The sequence below is a fragment of the Limnospira sp. genome (assembly GCF_051859755.1).
GTDB classification, from domain to species: domain Bacteria; phylum Cyanobacteriota; class Cyanobacteriia; order Cyanobacteriales; family Microcoleaceae; genus Limnospira; species Limnospira fusiformis.
On record NZ_JBIMLI010000012.1, the window covers coordinates 44,623 to 60,995 of the forward strand.

Annotated in this window: 10 protein-coding genes; 8 read left to right on the forward strand and 2 right to left on the reverse strand. The window is 44.3% G+C overall.

Features of this window, described 5'->3' with window-relative positions:
- Nucleotides 1–374: 374 nt before the first annotated feature.
- On the reverse strand, nt 375–1,997 hold the full coding sequence (locus ACTIE0_RS03920; RefSeq protein ID WP_235720185.1) for an adenylate/guanylate cyclase domain-containing protein: 1,623 nt from the start codon (nt 1,995–1,997) through the stop codon (nt 375–377).
- 116 nt (nt 1,998–2,113) lie between these two features.
- Here ACTIE0_RS03920 and recF point away from each other — a divergent pair, with 116 nt between their 5' ends.
- From recF to ACTIE0_RS03955, 7 genes are all read left to right on the forward strand, one after another.
- Nucleotides 2,114–3,253 carry a DNA replication/repair protein RecF gene (gene recF, locus ACTIE0_RS03925; protein WP_006668876.1) on the forward strand — a complete coding sequence of 380 codons (1,140 nt, stop codon included), beginning with the start codon at nt 2,114–2,116 and terminating at the stop codon, nt 3,251–3,253.
- Between the two features lie 92 nt (nt 3,254–3,345).
- Entirely contained in the window at nt 3,346–3,714 is a 369-nt protein-coding gene (locus ACTIE0_RS03930; RefSeq protein ID WP_006621897.1) for a hypothetical protein, read from the forward strand.
- A gap of 197 nt (nt 3,715–3,911) precedes the next feature.
- Nucleotides 3,912–4,517: a TIGR02117 family protein gene (locus ACTIE0_RS03935; protein WP_006668873.1), complete on the forward strand. Its 606-nt coding sequence runs from the start codon at nt 3,912–3,914 to the stop codon at nt 4,515–4,517.
- A 252-nt stretch (nt 4,518–4,769) separates the two neighbouring features.
- Nucleotides 4,770–7,370 carry a PAS domain S-box protein gene (locus tag ACTIE0_RS03940; RefSeq protein WP_006668872.1) on the forward strand — a complete coding sequence of 867 codons (2,601 nt, stop codon included), beginning with the start codon at nt 4,770–4,772 and terminating at the stop codon, nt 7,368–7,370.
- A gap of 445 nt (nt 7,371–7,815) precedes the next feature.
- Nucleotides 7,816–8,223, forward strand: a complete 408-nt coding sequence (locus tag ACTIE0_RS03945; protein WP_006621893.1) for a response regulator — start codon at nt 7,816–7,818, stop codon at nt 8,221–8,223.
- A 93-nt stretch (nt 8,224–8,316) separates the two neighbouring features.
- On the forward strand, nt 8,317–8,994 hold the full coding sequence (surE, locus tag ACTIE0_RS03950; RefSeq protein ID WP_006621892.1) for a 5'/3'-nucleotidase SurE: 678 nt from the start codon (nt 8,317–8,319) through the stop codon (nt 8,992–8,994).
- 172 nt (nt 8,995–9,166) lie between these two features.
- The gene (locus tag ACTIE0_RS03955; RefSeq protein ID WP_006621891.1) at nt 9,167–9,895 is read left to right on the forward strand and encodes a biliverdin-producing heme oxygenase; all 729 of its coding nucleotides are present in this window, start codon (nt 9,167–9,169) and stop codon (nt 9,893–9,895) included.
- A 31-nt stretch (nt 9,896–9,926) separates the two neighbouring features.
- On the opposite strand, the gene coaE is transcribed toward ACTIE0_RS03955, so the two are convergent.
- Complete coding sequence (coaE, locus tag ACTIE0_RS03960; protein ID WP_006621890.1) at nt 9,927–10,538, reverse strand: dephospho-CoA kinase; 612 nt, start codon at nt 10,536–10,538, stop codon at nt 9,927–9,929.
- 108 nt (nt 10,539–10,646) lie between these two features.
- On the opposite strand from coaE, the gene ACTIE0_RS03965 reads away from it, so the two are divergent.
- Nucleotides 10,647–16,211: a CHAT domain-containing protein gene (locus ACTIE0_RS03965; protein ID WP_006668871.1), complete on the forward strand. Its 5,565-nt coding sequence runs from the start codon at nt 10,647–10,649 to the stop codon at nt 16,209–16,211.
- The last annotated feature ends 162 nt before the right edge of the window (nt 16,212–16,373 follow it).

The following is a 16,373-nucleotide window of genomic DNA, read 5'->3' on the forward strand; positions in this document are numbered from 1 at the left end:
CGATTCCCACCGCCAGTAGGGGCGGGTGCTAGAGCAGCCACGGGAGAAACCAGCCAACTAGCTGCACCCGCCCTAACCTAACCCTAAACCTAACCCACGATTCCCACCGCCAGTAGGGGCGGGTGCTAGAGCAGCCACGGGAGAAACCAGCCAACTAGCTGCACCCGCCCTAACCTAACCCTAAACCTAACCCACGATTCCCACCAGCCCACGGAAAGCGATCGCCCTAACCCACGATTCCCACCAGCCCACTGAAAGCGATCGCCCTAACCCACGATTCCCACCAGCCCACTGAAAGCGATCGCCCTAATAGGGGGGATATAGGCGCTTTGTGAGTTCGTCCCCGGTCATATCAACGGGTAATAGTCGCCAGATTATAGGGAAATGGTATGAACTTCTTCCCAATGAAGACGGTAAAGCTGGAGGGCTTGATCCTTACCTTTCACTCGAATATGGGGCATTTTTTCCAGGGGGAAACTATGGTCGCCCAGTTGCTTAAATGTACTTGCCGAAATCATAATTTCTCCGGCTTGGGCGGCACTACAAATGCGGCTGGCAACGTTCATAGTATCACCAATATGGGCGTATTGAATTAATCGCTCAGAACCTATATTTCCGGCCGCTACGAGTCCGGTATTTAAGCCTATGTGAATTTGCAAAGGTTCCGCATAATCCTTAGTCCAGCGATCGTTCATGCGGCGGACAGCCCATTGCATATCAATGGCTGCTTTAACTGCTCTTTCCACATCATCTTTGCGGGCGTAGGGAGCGCCCCAAACGGCTACTAAAGCATCACCGATATATTTTTCTAAGGTTCCTTGATAGGGGAAAACAATATCCTCTACCATGACTTTAAAGTATTCATTCAACATAGATATTACTTGGCGGGGTTCCAGGCGAGAAGACATTTGCGTAAAGCGAGTAATATCAGAAAATAAGGCGGTAACTTCAGCTTCGATAATTTCTAGTTTGCCTTCTTCCCGTAGTTTGCGACTCACCGCCGGAGCAAAAAATTGCTCTAGTTTGTTACGCATTACCGCTTCTTCCTGCATTTTTTTGCGCAGTTCGGCGTTGTCGATCGCAATAGCCGCTTGATTGGCTAAAGTGCTTAAAAACTCCACATCTTCATTAGAATAAACATCAGACATCGATAGATTATCTACATATAAAACCCCAATTACTTTGTCTCTGGGTTTGAGAGGAACGCACACGGAAGCATGAATACCCTGGTAAATAATTGACTCGCAATCCTGAAAACGCTCGTCTACATGGGCATCTGAAGTTAAGATGGCGTTCCCAGTTTCTAGGACTGTATTAGTAATACTTTTACTATAAAAATATTCATCCTCTAACACTTGAGAACGATAACGAACTGCTTTTTCTTCGATTGCTTTAGTTTTGTTATTTACTAATAAAATTGCCGCGCGGTCAACCCCCATAATTTTAAACAGTAAATCTAGGATTTTATCAAGTAGTTTATTCGTGGATTCTGGAGATGATAATTGTTGGCTAACATCTAATAATATTTTGAGTTTATCTACGGCTCGTAAATGGGTATCGGATGACCGCAGATTAAGAACTGAGTGACGATCTCGTTCTTCGGGTTCCAATAAATCCTGCATCCCAATCATATCTGAACGGGGAGAAAACTGGGTAACTACAGCCGTGGGCGATCGCTCAATACGGGGAGACTTTTGGGAGGAGGTGACACCGGAGGCGACAAATTTTAACACCACCCTCCCTAAGCGGAGTACATCTCCATCTTTGAGTTGACAATTTTGGATCATGGCTTCATTGACAAACACATGATTACTGCTGTTGCGATCGCTCACAGTTACCCGGTTGTCCTGAACCTCAATCACGGCGTGTTGTCGGGACAGACTCATATCTGTAATACAGATAGTATTATCCCGGCTACGCCCGATGGTATTGACACCGCGCATTAACTCATAAGTGACCGGACTCGATGTATCGGGGTTATAGATTAGATATGACACGTTTGCTCAAGTTTAGTTAAGATAACATAGTGAAGATCGTCCCTGATGTGGCAGCAGAAAGAATTTATCTGGTTAGATGAGACAATTAAGACCGGATCTTTTTTTCTCCTGACTCTATGTATCTGAAAACGCTACATCTCCGACAGTTTCGCAACTACGAAGCTCAAGACGTGGCGTTTGATGCTCCCAAAACTATTTTAGTGGGCAACAACGCTCAAGGCAAATCCAATCTACTCGAAGCCGTCGAATTGCTGTCTACCCTCAAAAGTCATCGGGTTAACCGCGATCGCGATCTGGTTTTGGACAATCATGCGATCGCCCAAATTACTGCTACCCTTGAGCGTGATAGTGGTACACTTGACCTGGCTTTGACTTTGAGGAGTCAAGGTCGCCGAACAGTTGCCATCAATGGTCAATCGGTCAAACGTCATCTTGATTTTCTCAGTATCCTTAATGTTGTCCAGTTTTCTAGTCTGGATTTGGATCTTGTGCGCGGTAGTCCCGCTGAACGCCGCCACTGGCTTGATCGGCTTCTGATTCAACTAGAACCAGTTTATGCCTATATGTTAGATCAATATAACCGGGTGTTGCGACAACGTAATGCTTTGTTAAAACGGGGACCCATGGCAGGAACTACCCCGGAAGAATTAGCCGTTTGGGATGCTCAATTGGCAGTGGCTGGGGCGCGGGTACTCCGTCGCCGCGATCGCGTTATTGAAAGGCTCGAACCTTTAGCGCGGATGTGGCATCAAAGTATTAGTGGCAGTAGGGAAACCCTGAATATCACCTATCAGCCTAACATTGAACCCCCTTCTAAACAACAACAGAGGTGGTCTCGGTGGCCTCCTGAACAGGTACAACAGGCATTTTTGACCAAAATTAGCACCAGAGCGATCGCCGAACGTTCTCAAGGGTTGACTCTAGTGGGTCCACACCGTGATGATGTCATTTTTACCATTAACCAAACTCCCGCCCGCCAATATGGATCATCCGGTCAGCAGCGGACTTTGGTTTTAGCCCTCAAGTTGGCGGAATTGCAACTCATTGAGTCCGTCATCGGTGAACCCCCTTTACTTCTGTTGGACGATGTACTAGCAGAACTTGACCCCCATCGCCAAAATCAGCTTCTACAAGCCATCTCTGAGCGATTTCAAACTCTGATTACTACTACCCATTTAGGCGCTTTTGACCATCAGTGGTTGCAACAAAGCCAAATTCTCATGGTGGAACAAGGTAAAATTACTGATTTTTTCTGATTTTGCCAAATTTGATACCACCCAAAATCAAAATTAGCTGCTAACATATCTATCTAATGTTTTGTAGACCACTATTATCATACTGATTCAACATGAAGCGACTTTCTGTATTAGCATCTGCTATGGCGATCGCCACCATTTCCTTGACTGCTACTGCGACTACCGCTTGTGTGTTCAGCAGCAAAGGTCAAGCTAATGAAGGGGCTGCAACTACTAAGTTGACCTCTTTCTGGCATAATATGAGCCTTTTTAAATCCGACTATAAAGCGATCGCAGCCATTGCTGGTGTCGCTGGGTTGGCTGCCGCTGGTGGGGCTTATGCCTATCGCCGGATGGCTATTTCTACCCAACACCCAGAAGCCCCTGGCGGTTCCCTGGATCTTAATGATGACATCATTACCGAAAATACTGCGATCGAAGCCGAACAGCCCACCGAATCAGAAGTGGTTGCTGTCAAATAACTTGACCTCAATTCCAGTTTAGGACAGTACAATTATGGGGTGTGATTTACTCGCACCCCTTTTTCGCGCCCCTCCATCCTTAATCACCTTGCCCCTCAATCAACCCCTTCACAGTGAAGATTATATCTAAGCTAAAATTCCCCGCAAAAGCTAAATATAAAATTATCACCATCCTGGCATTTTTGATATGTTTAATCATGCCATTATTTTTGCCTTATTTCTGGATTTTACCCTCGCAAAAAAGTTGTGATATAACCATTTATATAACCGGAAATATATTACATACAGATATCTTGGTGCCAGTGGAAACCTCCGTATTTGACTGGCATCAGTTTATCGACTTATCAGAAGTTGGGAGACAAACCTCTGGCAATTATCGATATCTAGCCATGGGTTGGGGCGATCGCCAAGTTTACCTAGAATCTCCGACCTTCGCGGATTTACAATTAACAACCGCCCTGAAAGCATTATTTATACCTACTCCATCAGTTTTGCGAGTTCAAGTATATCAGACCCTCCCAGTAGCACAAGATTTACAACCCCTTAATATCAGTGAGGATAATTACTTAAAATTGGTCGATTTTCTGCAAAATTCCTTTAAACTTGACTCCGCCGGAAATCCCATCAGAATCGGCTATGGTTATGGTATCAGAGACAGTTTTTATGAAGCCCAAGGTGTTTATTCCCTCCTCAGACATTGCAATACATGGATAGCAGAAGCATTACGGACCGCCCGGGTGCAAACCCCACGCCACCCTAGCTTACCCATTTTGCTACTCCCGAAAGCTAGAAGCAATTGTTAAATTACCTACCTCCTAGGGTAGATAAAAGTTAAATGTTGTCCGATTAAGATGATGTTTTGGTTAAAACTAGCGGGTATATCTCGGCATTAATTTGGGGATGCCCCACCAGGGGATACTTGGCAAAAAAAATATTTTGGTTTTATCTCAGAAAAACTGTATTTTTTCAGGACTCAAGCTATAATTTCCTCAAGACCAGATGCTAGAGAAAGTGGTTGCAAATTTAAGTCGCCGATGACATCAAGGGAAAATCAAATGTCCGACAATGAAAATTGGTCCAGTAATGGTGTATACTTGACCGTTAACGATAGCTTATCCAATAATTCTTGTGATTGTGATTATTCAGAAGTGGAACCGACCAACCATCTGCAAGGGGAACTTGCCGAATTACGTCGTCATGTAGTCCAACTGCAACAGGAAAATCACAGTCTGAGGCAAAAATTACAGCAGCAGAAAATTAATGTGATTGCCAATCACTCCAATTCCATAAATTGTGACCACCTGTTACAGATGGTAATTGATTATGTTCCTCAAGCCGTTTTTTGGAAAGACTGTAACTCTGTTTACTTGGGATGTAACCGTCAATTTGCGGAGAAAGTCGGATTACAAGACCCCAGAGAAATTGTGGGTAAAACTGATGATGATTTACCTTGGACTCCTCAAGAGGCTAAATTGTATCAGGAATTCGATCGCCAAGTTATATCCTCAAAATCGCCTCAAATCAAAGTCAGAGGAACCCGCCACCTAGTCCAAGGAAAAGAAATTCTGGTCGAAACTACCAAAATTCCCCTTGATAATCACCAGGGAAATATAGTTGGAGTGTTGGGAATATTAGATGATATTAGCGATCGCCTACAACAAGAGGAACTACTCAAACAGCGACTCGCCGCCATTGAAGCCAGCACCGACGGTATCGCCTTACAAAATTCCGAGGGAGTATTTACCTATGTTAACCGTGCTTATTTAGAAATGTTCGGCTACAGCCAAGCTGAAGAGATTTTAGGCAAAACTTGGCAGGAATTATATGATGGGGATGAGATAGAATATATCCGGCGAGAAGTCTCTCCCGTCTTTGCTGCTGAAAATGAATGGCAAGGAGAACTCCGTAGTCGTCGCCAAGATGGTAGTTTCTTCATCCAGGAGATGTCTGTAACTAAAAGTGCCGCTGGGGTGGTGTGTATTTGCCGTGATGTTACCGAACGCAAACAGGCTGAAGCTACCTTAATGCTTTATAAACAGGCTGTGGAAAGCTCTAGTGATGCGATCGCTATGGCTGATGCACAGTGGAATCACTTTTATCAAAATCCCGCCTTTTCTGAGATGTTTGGGTGTGAAACCCCAGAAGAATTTAACCAAGTATTTGGGGGGATATCTGGCGCTTATACTGACCCGCAAATTCCCCGACAAATTTTTGCGGTCATTAGCCAAGGCAAAAACTGGGTGGGTGAAGTCGAACACCGCGCTAAAAATAACCGTGTCTTTCAGGTGTTACTGCGTGCTAGTGCTATCAAAGATGGTCGGGGTAATGTTTTGGGTGCTGTAGCATCTTTAAATGATATTACATCCCGGAAAAAAGCCGAAGCCAGCCTGCGGGAAATCACCTCCGATCTTCAGGAAGCCCAGGAATTAGCCCATATTGGTAATTGGGAATTGGATATCGATACTGGGGAACTTACTTGGTCTGATGAGGTATTTAGGATTTTGGGCTTAGACCAGACCTTGGGTATACCTTCCGTAGAGCAATGTCTGCAATGCTATCACCCCGAAGATAGACCATTGGTTGAGAAAGCCCTAGCAGAAACTCGCAATAATGGAACTACTTGTCAGGCAGAAGCCAGAATTATCAAGGATGAAAACTCAGTTAGCTATGTTCATATTAAGTTTAAAGCCATTTTGAATCACGATAACCAAATTGTCAGCCTGTTTGGGACGATTATGGATATTACTGAGCGGAAACGGGCGGAAATTCACCTCCAACAACAGACCGAGAAACTAGAAAAAGCCTTAACTAAACTCAAACGCACCCAAACCCAACTAATTCAGAGCGAGAAAATGTCTGGCTTGGGACAAATGGTGGCCGGGGTGGCTCATGAAATTAATAATCCCGTGGGATTTATTGTTGGTAATGTGCCTCACCTGGAAGAATATACCCAGGATTTACTGTTGCTAATTGAATCCTATCGACAATATTATACAGAACCACCATTGGCAATTACAGAATTAATCGAAGAGATTGATCTCAATTTTTTAATTACTGATATTCCTCAGTTGATTAATTCCATTCAGAATGGTGCTAAAAGGATTCAGGAAATTGTTAACTCCCTGCAAAGTTTTTCCCGATTGAATGAGTCGGCAATTAAGGAAATAGACCTTCATCAGGGGATTGATAGCACTTTGATGGTCTTGACAAGTCGCCTCCGACCCTTACCTGGAGAGCGGGAAATTGTGGTGATTAAAAATTACGGTGATTTGCCTAAAGTTGAATGCTATGCTGGCCAGATAAATCAGGTGTTTTTGCATATCTTTAATAATGCTATTGATGCCCTAAAAAGCTCCGAATGTCAGCAATCTGCTAAGGAACCTACACTGACAATTACTACTGGTTTAACTAAAAATAACCTGGCATTTATTCGCATTGCTGATAATGGAGTGGGTATACCTGAAGAGTTGCGATCGCGCATTTTTGACCCATTCTTTACCACTAAGCCTGTGGGTCAGGGGACTGGGTTGGGTCTATCCGTTAGCTATCAAATTGTCGTCGATTTGCACAAAGGGAAGTTAAACTGCACATCAGAACCAGGTGTGGGTTCGGAGTTCTGTATTCAGATCCCCATACATAGCGAATATAACACCTAGAACCTGTATCAATATAGCCAAGCCGGGGAGTTTGGGCAGTTCCGCATCCCTCCGGCTAATGGCTAGAGTATCTTAAACAAAAGCCTGATGCCCCAACTCTAACATATTCATCGGAAAATTGGGTTGTTGATCACATAATCTTCACAATTGCTGTTTATATTTGGTAAGTAGTTGTACGGGAGGTCATTCAGTAAGGGACTCTGGGGGAACTAAAAGTCTGATGGCTGGTTACCGGACTGTTATGGGACTGGTTAGTAAAAAGTCATTGGTCAATAACCTGGGGTCGTGGGGTCGATAATTGATGATTGGATCATTAATCCTCCTCTCCCTGTCACCTGTTCTTGATTTCCTCCATTGATGGGATTGTGTGAAATTATCAAACTAGATTTATCGGATTGAATCGGTGTCGCACTATTCCTAGTTAATACACTGTGGGGACAAAATTATGATATTTGATATTTTATGGGTGGAAGAAAACCAGGATTTTAACTCAACTTTAGAGGATGCGATCGCCTTGGAGCAGTTTAATATTATCTGTGCAGAAGGCGGGAACTGGGCGGTGCAAATCGCTAAAGAAATCAAACCGCATCTCATTATCAGTAGTTTAAATTTGAGCGATCGCAATACCTATAGATTTATTCATCGGCTACAGCAGAATCAGAAAACCGCTGATATTCCCGTCATCCTAATTCAATCAGAATCGGCGGTTAGTTCTCGCTCCCTGGGTTTTCAATTGGCACGAAATCATTATGTGACTACTGCGAAAAACGTCAATAATTTGATTAAAACCATCTTTAATGACCTGAGCCAAAAAGCCGCATCTCGCTCAATTTTTATGCCCTACGTGGCTTAATCTCATTTCACATAAAAATCTTAATCGGGAAACCGGAAACCGGATCGGCACTTGTCGGTTAAAATGTAGGGACGGCAACCGGACTTCCTAAATATGACGATTATATTAACTAATGATGATGGAATTGATGCACCTGGAATTAAAGCCTTATCGGCCGCTGTAAAGAGTCCCTGCCTTTGGGTCGCTCCCCGCGATCACCTTTCCGGCTGTGGTCATCAAGTCACCACCGCTACCCCCATTAATATATCACGCCGTTCTCCCACTCATTATGCGATCGCTGGAACTCCTGCCGATTGTGTTCGCCTGGCCATTAGCCATTTATGTCCAGATTTGTCCTGGGTTCTCTCAGGGATTAATGCCGGGGGTAATTTAGGTGTTGATACCTACATATCTGGGACTGTAGCCGCTGTTAGAGAAGCCGCTATACATGGCATTCCGGCTATTGCTATTTCTCAGTATCGAAAAGGCGGTAAACCAGCCGACTGGGAACGCGCGACTCGCCTCACCCAAGCCGTCTTGGAAAACCTGCTTAATCAACCTTGTTTACCGCGCAGTTTCTGGAATGTCAATCTCCCCTATCTACAGCCAGAAGAACCAGACCCGGAAATGGTCTTCTGTACTCCCTCCTGTGACCCGCTTCCGGCTAAATATCAGGTGAATGGGGAACAATACCAATATATCGGAGATTATGGTCAACGCGATCGCACCCCTGGTACAGATGTAGATGTTTGTTTCAGCGGCAAAATTGCTATTAGTCAAATTTTCCTCTAAGCAACAGCGGTTTCTGGTACTCTCAATCTCTCCTGTCTACTATCTGTGACAATTCTTAACACTATTTTTAAGCAAATAGGTTTAAGGTAGAAAATCGGGCGGTATAATCAGCCGTTTCCCCAAGATAATACATCTGCTGTAAAATCTCGTTAACAGATCAAATAAATTTACTATGAGTGTTAATCTAGCCACCCAGTTGCGGGAAGGAACCAAAAAGTCCCACACCATGGCGGAAAATGTGGGTTTTATCAAATGCTTTTTAAGAGGGACAGTTGAGAAAACCTCCTATCGGAAATTAGCCGGGAATCTCTACTTTGTCTATACGGCAATGGAAGAGGAAATGGATCGCCATAAAAATCACCCCGTCCTCTCGAAACTATATTTTCCTGAGTTAAACCGCAAGTCTGCTATTGAGCAGGATTTATTGTTCTACTATGGTAGCAACTGGCGGGAGGAAGTTCAGCCTTCCGAAGCGGCTCAGACTTATGTGGCTAGAATTAGAGAGATTTCTGAGCAAGATCCGGTTTTGTTGATTTCTCACCTGTACACCCGTTATTTGGGAGACCTTTCGGGGGGACAAATCCTGAAAGGTATTGCTCAAACAGCCATGAATTTATCGGACGGTCAAGGAACTCAGTTTTATGAGTTTGACGAAATTCCTGATGAGAAGGAATTTAAGAACAATTACCGTCAGATCATGAATGATTTGCCGATTGACCAGGAAACAGCCGATCGCATTGTGGAGGAAGCTAACGCCGCTTTCGGAATGAACATGAAAATGTTTAATGAACTCGAAGGCAATTTGGTAAAAGCGATCGGAATTATGCTATTTAATAGCTTAACTCGCCGACGCGGTAAAGGTTCCACAGAACTAGCGACCGCTACTGACTCGGTGAACTAACGCCATAAGCAGGGGTGGGGTCAACTCTGAGTTAAACCCCTTCCCCTTTTAAGGCTCGATCGCACTGTTGATACAAGTGCTGTAGACTACCATCATTGTATATGATCACATCCGCGCGATCGCATTTTTCGCTCAAAGGCATTTGGCTATCAATTCTAGCTTGGATCTGTGTAGGAGTTAGGGAAGATCCATGTCGCTGGATAAGTCGCTGTTTTTGGGTAGACGGTGAACAGTACACCACCCAAATTTCCGTGACTAAATCAGTCATATTCGCTTCAAATAACAGAGGAATGGCTAAAACCGCCGTAGCTTCTGGTAAATGAGACTGTTTTTCTAGTTCTTGGCGTTTTTCCAGGAAGCGATCGCGCACAAAAGGATGGATTTGGCTTTCTACCCATTGCCTTTCGGTTAAGCTATTAAAGATAATATCCCCCAACTTGCCTCGATTTAAGCTACCATCGGAGTAGAGTAAATCTGAGCCGTAGCGAACCGCCAAAGTATTGAGAACAGGTGAGTTAGGCTCTACCGCTAGGCGAGAATAAATGTCCGCATCCCATATCGGTAGTTTATGGGTAGCAGCCAAATAGTTAGAAACAGTGGTTTTCCCCGTACCAATACCGCCTGTCAAGCCAATTAACCGCATGAGTGAGTCAATCAAATACTACAACTACCACTACAGAAGTGAGAATGGGGTGCGAAAAGGGAGGATCTCATAAACTTGTAACCAGTTAGGGAAGGGGAGCAGATAATTATGAACCCAGTACACCATATGCAGTTAGTGCTGATCCCGGTTTCCTGTGCCAGTTTGATGGTTCTGGATATCCTCTCCATTATACCACAAAACTTTTTCGATATCCGGTATAACAGAGCGATCGCTCAACCAATTGTACCCGAACCCAACAGCACCAACACCATTACCCATCAACAGGGAAACCAGACCAACATCACTGGGGGACAACTTTCGGGAAATGGGAGTAATCTGTTCCACAGTTTTACCCACTTTAACGTAGAATCCGGCGCTGTGGCTAACTTTATTGCCACTCCCGAAATCCAAAACATCCTCACCCGTGTGGTGGGTGGGGATGCTTCCCGCATTAACGGACTTTTGCAGGTCACAGGCGGCGCTTCTAACCTGTTTTTAATCAACCCAGCCGGGATTTTATTCGGTGCGGGTGCGCGGTTAGATGTTCCAGGTTCCTTTACCGCTACTACCGCTTCTGGTATCGGTTTTGGCGATCGCTGGATGAGTGCGATCGGTGCAAATGATTATAGCACCCTAGTCGGCACTCCCAACGCCTTCGCCTTTGGGACTAATCCTGGTAGCATTGTCAACGCCGGAGAACTCGCCGTTACCCAGGGAGAACAAATCACCCTACTGGGGGGAACTGTCATCAATACCGGGTCACTGGTAGCTCCTGGGGGAGAAATTACCATGGCGGCGGTCGAAGGTGAAAATATCCTCCGCATTTCCCAAGCCGGACACCTTCTCAGTTTAGAAGTTAGTCCAGCCGCCTCCCCTGATGGATTATCAACTAATCTTACCCCCCTATCCTTGCCGGAACTACTCACCGGAGGGGACGAAAATTATGCCACCGGAGTCAATATTTTAGCTGATGGTCGCATACAACTAACTGGTTCTAATACCCCCATTACTCCTAATCCTGGAGTTGTGGCTGTGTCGGGAACCATCGACACCGACTCCACTATTTTTAACCATTCCCCCCAGATTAACATTTTTGGCGATCGCGTCGGAATTTGGGGTGCGAATATCAGCGCCTCCGCACCAGATAACGGCGGTACAATTAGAATTGGAGGTGATTACCTCGGACAGGGTACTGTTCCTAATGCCATCTATACCCTCATCGATGATAATTCTACCCTAGCAGCCAACGCCACCACTAACGGAGATGGCGGCAGGATTATTATTTGGTCTGACGGACATACCCAATTTTCCGGCAATATTTCCGCACAAGGACAACACCAGGGAGGGTTTGTAGAAATCTCCGGTCTCGAAACTCTCAGCGTTGATGGTAGTGTCAATTTGCGCGGCGGAGATGGTAACTTAGGAACCCTACTTTTAGACCCTTTAAATATCAGGATTGTAGACTCCGAAGCCTCTCCCAATAATAATATCGACTTTGATGGTGTAGTCACCGCTGACCAAGGACCAGCAGAATATACCCTCTCCCAAACTACCTTGGAAAATTTAGCCGCTGATGCTGATATTACTCTGGAAGCACGAAATGATATTCGCATCGACCAGTTATCTAACCAAAAACTCGACTTGAGAACTACCACCGGAACCGTTACTTTCCGCGCTGATGCTAACGGAGATGGTCAGGGTTCTTTTATCATGCACAGTGGCGATACTATCTTAACTAGAGGTGGTAATCTCAATATTTTTGGTGTCAATATTGCTACCGGGAATATTAGAACCAGTGGCGGAGATGTTAATCTAACTGCTAGTGGTATTGGTCAGATTAATACCGGGGTTATATCTACTGCTAATAGTGACAATACAGGCGGTGATATTACTCTCCGTAGTAGCCAGGGTTCAATTACTACTAATAATCTGAAAACAGACGGGAGATTTTCCGGCGGTAATATTACTATTAATAGTGGTCGGCAAATTTTCACCGGTCCCCTATCTTCCCAGGCGACTGATACAACCGGAGTCGGGGGAAATATCCAACTAGAAGCCAGTCGGGAGATTTTTTTAGAGGGTATCAATACTTCTGGCTTTCGGGGTGGTGGTGATGTGTCTATTATTAGCGAAGGTAGTCGGATTATTATGGATGATACTAATAATCGGACGAGACCATCTCGGATTATTACCTCCTCCGTTAGGGGTGAGGGAGGCGATGTCTTGATTACCACTAGCGAGAGTATGGATTTAGGTGCGATCGACTCGCGCGGACGGCAATCTGGTGGTAATATTACTTTGGATGCTGGTATAGAAATTAGTGTGGGTGCTATCTCCACCGGGGTTTGGGATGGTCTACTATCTCCTGATACTACAGGGGGTAATATTATGTTGACGGGAGATACTATTAATCTTAATGGTGGTCTTTCCGGGAGTGGGTCTCTCTTATTACAACCTGCTTCACCAACCCAAGATATTAGGTTAGGTAGAAACTCGGGACTCTCTGCTAACTCTTCGCCAACAGGAGACCCTTTATCTCTGAATTTTAACAGCTTGGAATTGTCACAAATTACTAGGGGGTTTTCCGAGATTATTATTGGTAGGTCTGATTCTCAGGGGACTATTTATATTGAGGGAGATCTCAGGTTTCAAGACCCCGTGATGATGCGATCGCCTCAAGGTAGAATTATCGCCACTGGTGATGAAAGTTTACCCACCATTAGAGGTGTAGGGAATTCTAGCTTAACCTTAGAGGCGGAAAATGAGATTATTCTCGGAAATCTCGTGACAGAAGGTGGAGATATTAGCGTAATTAGTCAATCGGATATCATCCAAATAGAGGGAATCCACACCCTCCCAAATGGCTCTAATCAAGGCAATATTTTATTACGAGGTTCCGAAATTAATTTAGTCGGTGGTTCTCATTCAGTTCGTGGTAGCGGTTCTTTACGATTAGAATCCAGCCATTCCGGTCAAATCATGACTTTAGGAAGTGAGGAAAATACCACTGGTTTGGATATCAAGTTATCAGATATAGACGCTTTCGCGCCGGGGTTTGAAAGGATTATTATTGGTAGTCCTGATGGAAATAGTATCATAGAAATAGCTCAAGATATCACCTTTACCAGTCCCGTCTTATTACAATCTTCCAGTGATTTAGGTCAAATTATAGCTGAGGGAAATATTACCGGAATTGGTGATGCTTCCATCTCCTTACAAGCTGATGGTGATATCCGCATTCGTGACATTAATAGCAGTGGATTAAATATATACATTAATAGTGCTAGAGGTGAGGTGATTACCGGGAATTTGCAGTCGGGAGGTAATATTAATATACGGTCTCAAGGGAATATTCAGACCGGAGAACTTCGTTCTAATGCAAGTTTAGATAATCTGGCTTTTCGGACAATTGACCTCAGCAGTCAGCGGGGACAAATTACAGTTGATGGCAATATTTTGGGGGATGCAACCTTTTTAAGTCTCGTAGGTCGGGATGATATCCAAACCGGAAATATCACCGCCGGACGTGGTATGAGTTTAAATAGCGATCGCGGAACCATTACCACCGGAAATCTGCAAATAGCATCCCCTGACAGCCTCGACAGTAGCATTAATATCACCGCCTTGGGAAATATTAACACAGGTGATATCAGCACCGCTACCGACTCAGGAACAGGCGCAAATATTACCATTACCAGCCGCCAAGGAGGAGTACAAAGCCGTAATCTTAACACCTCCGGTTCCACCGCCGGAGGGTCTATAGTAGTACAAGCACAAGACCAGATTTTTCTAGGTGCTATTAACACCAATTCCTCCGAGGGAAATGCGGGTTCCGTCAGGCTAACGAGCGAGAATGATATTGAAGTCTCCCTAATTAATACCGAAGCCCAATTGCGGGGAGGTTCCCTAATAATTGACACCTCTCGATTTTTCCGAGTTACAGATACCTTTGAAGCCATGAATGATGTAGAAGCAAGTATCTCTACTATCGGTTCAACAGGTAGCGGGACAATTAGATTACCCGCTTTTTCCACCCCTCTAGTTATTGGTGATCCTAGTCAAAATGGGACCGCTGGAGCTATTACTGATGGTCAATTAACCGCTGGTGCAGATACTACAATTGTCGGCAATAATTTTGAGCAAAACTCAATTAGACAAACCACCGTTAACCAACCAGAAATTACCACTGAAAATCAAGATTTATCTGATGTAGAAACCACCGGATCTTCTGTTTCTAGTATCCCCGAAAATTTAAGCAACAGTAACTCTAACACCTCCGACAGTGATCAGAATATCTCCGGTAACTCCAATCATGATGCAGAGTCACCCCTAATCAATTCCAACACCGAAGCCAACCCCGACATAGACCAGGCTGGAAACCTCGTAGTTCAGGTAGAACCAACCACCGTACCTACTGACCAAATGGCTCGTTCTCCCTTAGTTTCCTCAGTGTTGCAAATTGATTCATTCCGAGGTCGGGAATTTCTCAACTATTTCGGCTATAATCTCAGTAAAAACACCGTAGATGACCAAAGTATCCGTCAAACCCTCAGCGATATTGTCCGCATCACCAACTACAAACCCGCAATTATTTATGTGTCCATACAACCTGAAATACTAGAATTAAGATTGCTTTTACCCAATGGGGAAGCAGTGTTTAAAAGCGTGGCGGTTAATCGTGAGGAACTCCTACAAGTAGCGCGACAATTTAGCCATCAAATTCGCACCCCCCAAAATTTCCAAGATACTCAGTATAAAGAATCAGGACAACAATTATATAATTGGTTAATTGAACCCATCAAACAGGAGTTAGAAAAACATGGCATTGATATCCTAATTTTCTCAATGGATGCTGGTTTGCGTACCCTCCCCCTAGCCGCATTATATGACGGGGAACAGTTCCTAATAGAAAACTATAGCCTCAGTCTGATTCCTAGCCTCAGTCTAACTGATACCAGTTATGTTAACCTGCAAAATGCTAGGGTTTTGGCTATGGGTGCTTCTAAGTTTCCTAATTCTAACCTAGATCCTTTACCAGCAGTTCCCCTAGAATTAGATTTGATTGTTGGCAATATTTGGCCAGGTCAAGCCTTTTTAAATGAGGAATTTACCATAGCTAATCTGAAATCCCAAAGGGAACAGGGAGAATATAAAATTGTTCACCTAGCAACTCATGGAGAATTTGTATCTGGGGGTGCTGACCGTTCTTATATTCAATTTTGGGACCAAAAGCTATGGTTAAATCAACTGCGAGAGTTACGACTAAATCAACCTCCGGTAGAATTATTGGTATTGAGTGCTTGTACTACGGCTGTGGGGGATGAAAAAGCGGAATTGGGATTTGCTGGACTAGCTGTTCAAGCTGGGGTGAAGTCGGCTATGGCTAGTTTATGGTATGTTAGTGATGCGGGAACTTTGGGATTAATGACGACATTCTATAATGCTCTAACTGCTACTCCCATTAAAGCAGAAGCTCTCCGACAGTCTCAATTAGCGATGTTAAATGGTCAGGTACGTTTAGAAAATGGTTACCTACTTAGTCAGACTAACATGAACACTCGTCGCGGTGATATATCAACTCCAGTCCCCCAAGAATTAGCCAAACAAAACCCTGTTGATTTATCTCATCCTTTTTACTGGGCTGGGTTTACTCTTATTGGTAGCCCTTGGTAATAATATATAGTAGGGTGCGTCAGACCAGGCGACACCGATAAGAACCGGAGAACTGATAAACTGACGCACCAGGTATCTATAGCATAAGACAGAACACTTAGGACGTATAATGGAGAGGACGAGATGACTAAGAAGACCAAAAATGCCAGCCCCCTATAGTTA

What these genes read in the sequence shown, in the direction of transcription:
- surE (WP_006621892.1), top strand. Translation starts at nt 8,317, where the DNA reads ATGACGATTATATTAACTAATGATGATGGAATTGATGCACCTGGAATT.
- ACTIE0_RS03935 (WP_006668873.1), top strand. Translation starts at nt 3,912, where the DNA reads ATGCCATTATTTTTGCCTTATTTCTGGATTTTACCCTCGCAAAAAAGT.
- ACTIE0_RS03940 (WP_006668872.1), top strand. Translation starts at nt 4,770, where the DNA reads ATGTCCGACAATGAAAATTGGTCCAGTAATGGTGTATACTTGACCGTT.
- ACTIE0_RS03965 (WP_006668871.1), top strand. Translation starts at nt 10,647, where the DNA reads ATGAACCCAGTACACCATATGCAGTTAGTGCTGATCCCGGTTTCCTGT.
- ACTIE0_RS03955 (WP_006621891.1), top strand. Translation starts at nt 9,167, where the DNA reads ATGAGTGTTAATCTAGCCACCCAGTTGCGGGAAGGAACCAAAAAGTCC.
- ACTIE0_RS03930 (WP_006621897.1), top strand. Translation starts at nt 3,346, where the DNA reads ATGAAGCGACTTTCTGTATTAGCATCTGCTATGGCGATCGCCACCATT.
- ACTIE0_RS03945 (WP_006621893.1), top strand. Translation starts at nt 7,816, where the DNA reads ATGATATTTGATATTTTATGGGTGGAAGAAAACCAGGATTTTAACTCA.
- coaE (WP_006621890.1), bottom strand. Translation starts at nt 10,538, where the DNA reads ATGCGGTTAATTGGCTTGACAGGCGGTATTGGTACGGGGAAAACCACT.
- recF (WP_006668876.1), top strand. Translation starts at nt 2,114, where the DNA reads ATGTATCTGAAAACGCTACATCTCCGACAGTTTCGCAACTACGAAGCT.